At 63.3% G+C, this 3,229-nt stretch carries 2 protein-coding genes and 2 pseudogenes; 3 read left to right on the top strand and 1 reads right to left on the bottom strand.

All coding sequences use genetic code 11. The annotated features are described in order from the left end of the window. The first annotated feature begins 228 nt into the window (after positions 1-228). From B5X82_RS25975 to B5X82_RS25965, 3 genes and pseudogenes are all read left to right on the top strand, one after another. A pseudogene (locus tag B5X82_RS25975) lies at positions 229-1,399 on the top strand (IS3 family transposase). A 315-nt stretch (positions 1,400-1,714) separates the two neighbouring features. Beyond that, positions 1,715-2,122, top strand: coding sequence for a single-stranded DNA-binding protein (locus tag B5X82_RS25970; RefSeq protein WP_004212722.1), 408 nt, complete (start codon positions 1,715-1,717; stop codon positions 2,120-2,122). A 116-nt stretch (positions 2,123-2,238) separates the two neighbouring features. After that, positions 2,239-2,784: a PepSY-associated TM helix domain-containing protein gene (locus B5X82_RS25965; protein ID WP_004212723.1), complete on the top strand. Its 546-nt coding sequence runs from the start codon at positions 2,239-2,241 to the stop codon at positions 2,782-2,784. A 207-nt stretch (positions 2,785-2,991) separates the two neighbouring features. Here B5X82_RS25965 and B5X82_RS25960 read toward each other — a convergent pair. Next, positions 2,992-3,229 (bottom strand): annotated as a pseudogene (locus tag B5X82_RS25960) (TetR family transcriptional regulator); the annotation flags it as partial.

Below are 3,229 nucleotides of genomic sequence, written 5' to 3'. Positions count from 1 at the left end.
GAAGTGATGATGCAGGCACCGAGTTGGAATTGGGTGGCGTCCTTGCCTTCATCTGCGGGGCGGCGGTCATCATTCCCAGCCTTGTCGCGCTTGCACTCAGTCTTGCCGCTGTTGCCCGAAACCTCCTGTGAGGCTGGCATCGGTCTGACGGAGGGATAGTGGTCTACCTTGGAAAAACTGGTCCAATTCTGAAGAGAGCCCATTTGGGCATGAGAATTGGAGAAATGTATGGGACGTCAGAGGTTTACGCCGGAGCAGATCATAGCGAAGCTGCGTGAAGTAGAGGTGATTGTGGGGCGAGGCGGCACAGCGGTGGAGGCTTGCCGCCAGATCGGGATCGCGGAGCAGACGCTATATCGGTGGCGCAAGGAATATGGCGGGCTGAAGGTCGACCAGGCGCGGCGAATGAAGGATCTGGAGCGCCAGAATGCGCGGCTGAAGAAGCTGGTGGCCGACCTCGCGCTCGACAAGGCGATCCTGCAAGAGGCGTCGAAGCTGACTTTTTGAGTCCCTCCCGTCGCCGTGAGGCGATCGAGCAGATCCGTCGCGCGTTGCCGGTATCGGAGCGACGGACCTGCCGTGTTCTGGGCCAGCATCGTTCGACACAGCGCCATCCACCGAAGGATGATGCCGACGAGCGGCGGCTAACAGCCGACATCATCGCGCTGGCCAAGGACTATGGCCGGTATGGCTATCGCCGCATCCATGTCTTGCTGGGCCAGGCGGGCTGGCAGGTCAGCCTGTCAGTGGTTGAGCGTATCTGGCGGCGGGAGGGTCTTAAAGTGCCGAAGCGGCAACCGAAACGGCGGCGGCTCTGGCTCGGCGACGGATCGTGCATCCGGCTGCGCCCGGAGCATCGCGGCATGTGTGGTCCTACGACTTCGTCGAGGATCAGACGCACAACGGTCGCAAGTTCCGAATGCTCAACATTATCGACGAGTTCAGCCGGGAATGCCTGGCGATGGTGCCGCTGCGGCGCTTCCGGTCGAACGACGTGATTGACGTGCTGACCGATCTGTTCATCGAGCATGGGCCGCCCGAGCATATCAGATCCGATAACGGCCCCGAGTTCGTCGCTAATGCGGTGCGCGAGTGACTCGGCAGGCTTGGCGTCATTACCCTCTATATCGAGCCCGGCAGCCCATGGGAGAACGGCTATATCGAAAGCTTCAATGCCCGTCTGCGAGATGAACTGCTCAACGGCGAAATCTTCTACAGCCTTGAGGAGGTGCGGATCGTCACCGGCTGGTGGCGCGATCATTACAACCGAGCACGGCCCCACAGCAGTCTCGGATATCGACCACCGGCCCCGGAGACGATCAAGATGCCAGCCTGGCCGCTCGGCTCCGCTACGCTCCGCCTCCCGCCCAGGCTGGTATCAGAGGCGCAGATCAACTAACTACACAACCGGACCAGTCATTGCGGGCAGTCCATGTCCTGAGCTCGGCCCATCGCGATGTTGCGACATGGCTCTGCCGTTGCCTGGCGCCGAGGGAAAGCGCCCTCCGCCTGACTGATCCCCTAAGCCCGGACGGTTGCCGTGGGGCAACCCCCGCGGTGCCGGACCGGGTTGTCGCTCGCGCGCCTGCCCGCACCACTCCGGCCCTTGTGGGTCGGGTCGCCGCTTGCGCGTCGATGCCCTCGTCTCCCGCCGGTCTTGGCCGGGTCTCGTCGGAGGGACGGTCCCTCGGACGGAAGCAACGGAGATTTGATCATGCAGAACATCGTCATTCTTGCCGGCAATATCGGCATGGATCCGGAGAGCCGCACCACCCAGGGCGGGACCCGCATCACCCACTTCACCCTGGCGACCTCGCGTCCCCGCTATTCGGAAGGCAAGGTCGTTCGCGATGAGAAAGGCTACCGCGTCCAGGACACCGAATGGCATCGGATCACCGCGTTCAATGGCCTCGGCAAGACCGTGCAGGAGCATTGCACCAAGGGCATGAAGCTGCTGGTGCGCGGCCGCATCCATTACAGCGAATGGACCGATGGCGACGGCGTCGAGCGCTACGGCACCGAGATCATCGCCGAGACGATCGACTTCCTCAGCCGGGCGAAATCGAAGTCCGACGAGGCCGGCGACCCTGATCCTGAGCTCGACGACGACGTGCCCTTCTGACCCCCGGATCCCCGCGCGCTTGTGGCGCGCGGGGGCATCCAGCGGCGAGCCGGATTTGCCATAGCTCGCGAGGGATTTTGCAGGCGGGGGCGTCTGCACTATCCGCTTTCCGTCGCATGGGATCGAAGATCGCATGCCACACCGACCTCAACGAGGCCACGCTCAAAAATACGCCGCGCGGTCCGATATGGGTCCTCAAGGCGCGGGGCGGAAGCGAAAGCTGGTGGAACGCCTACACTGGCGAAAATGTCGATGAGATCAGTCTGGCAGACGCTCGGCGCTATGCTCTGATGTCCTACAAAGGATCCGGCAGGCTGCAGGCGGTCGACTATCAGGAAACGGCGCCCGAGGAAGCGCAGGTCGGCGGGCCGCTGTGGCGCGCCAGCTTCGCCGACAAGGAGCATAGTCGCCTCTATCTGGATCCGTTCACCGGAGAGGTGCTCAGTCGCCGTTCGGACCTGTGGGACTTCTATGATTTCTTTTACAAAATCCATATCATGAACCTTGGCGCCTCGCGCAGTTACAACCATCCACTGATCGTTGTCGCTGCATCGGCGACGTTGCTCATCGTGGTCACCGGGATCGTCATTCTGTTTTATCGCCTTGCGAAGGATCTCAAACGACTGCTGACGAAACGTCGCGCATCAAGGCCTGCGACCTGAGGTCATCGCGCTGCGACGGGCTCACTTGCCGATCCACTCCGGTTCGGCTGTGGCCGCGCAATTCTGATCGTCGCTCGGCCCGCCGTGCCCAGGGGCAGCGCGAGCAGATGAGCCGCCGTATCTTCGCGGTCGGGTAATGTCGCGGGGTGCGATGGAGCTTGCTGTGTCCTGATCGGCGCGCGGGCGGGCAACGCGCGCCTCGCACGATCACACGCGCAGCAGTCGCCCCACCGCCCGCATGATCGTCGCCCTGCGCGCCGCATGCTCGGTAGCGTCGCGTGCGGCTCCGGTCATGCACCAGAGCTGGGTGAGGGCGGCGACAAGCCGGACGACGTCCATGGGCGTGAAGTCGGCGACGATCCGCCCCTCGGCCTGCGCCGCTGCGATCCCGTCCAGCTTCTCCCCGAGAAGGACCTCGCCGGCCGGGAGCATCAGAACATCCTGG

Origin of the sequence: Rhizorhabdus histidinilytica, assembly GCF_900167915.1 — a bacterium.
Lineage (GTDB): Bacteria > Pseudomonadota > Alphaproteobacteria > Sphingomonadales > Sphingomonadaceae > Rhizorhabdus > Rhizorhabdus histidinilytica.
Note: the sequence above shows the minus strand (reverse complement) of the source record. Positions and strands in the feature narration are given on the sequence as shown.

Excerpts from the sequence above, each read along its gene's own strand:
- B5X82_RS25970 (WP_004212722.1), top strand. The coding sequence starts at position 1,715 with ATGCAGAACATCGTCATTCTTGCCGGCAATATCGGCATGGATCCGGAG.
- B5X82_RS25965 (WP_004212723.1), top strand. The coding sequence starts at position 2,239 with ATGGGATCGAAGATCGCATGCCACACCGACCTCAACGAGGCCACGCTC.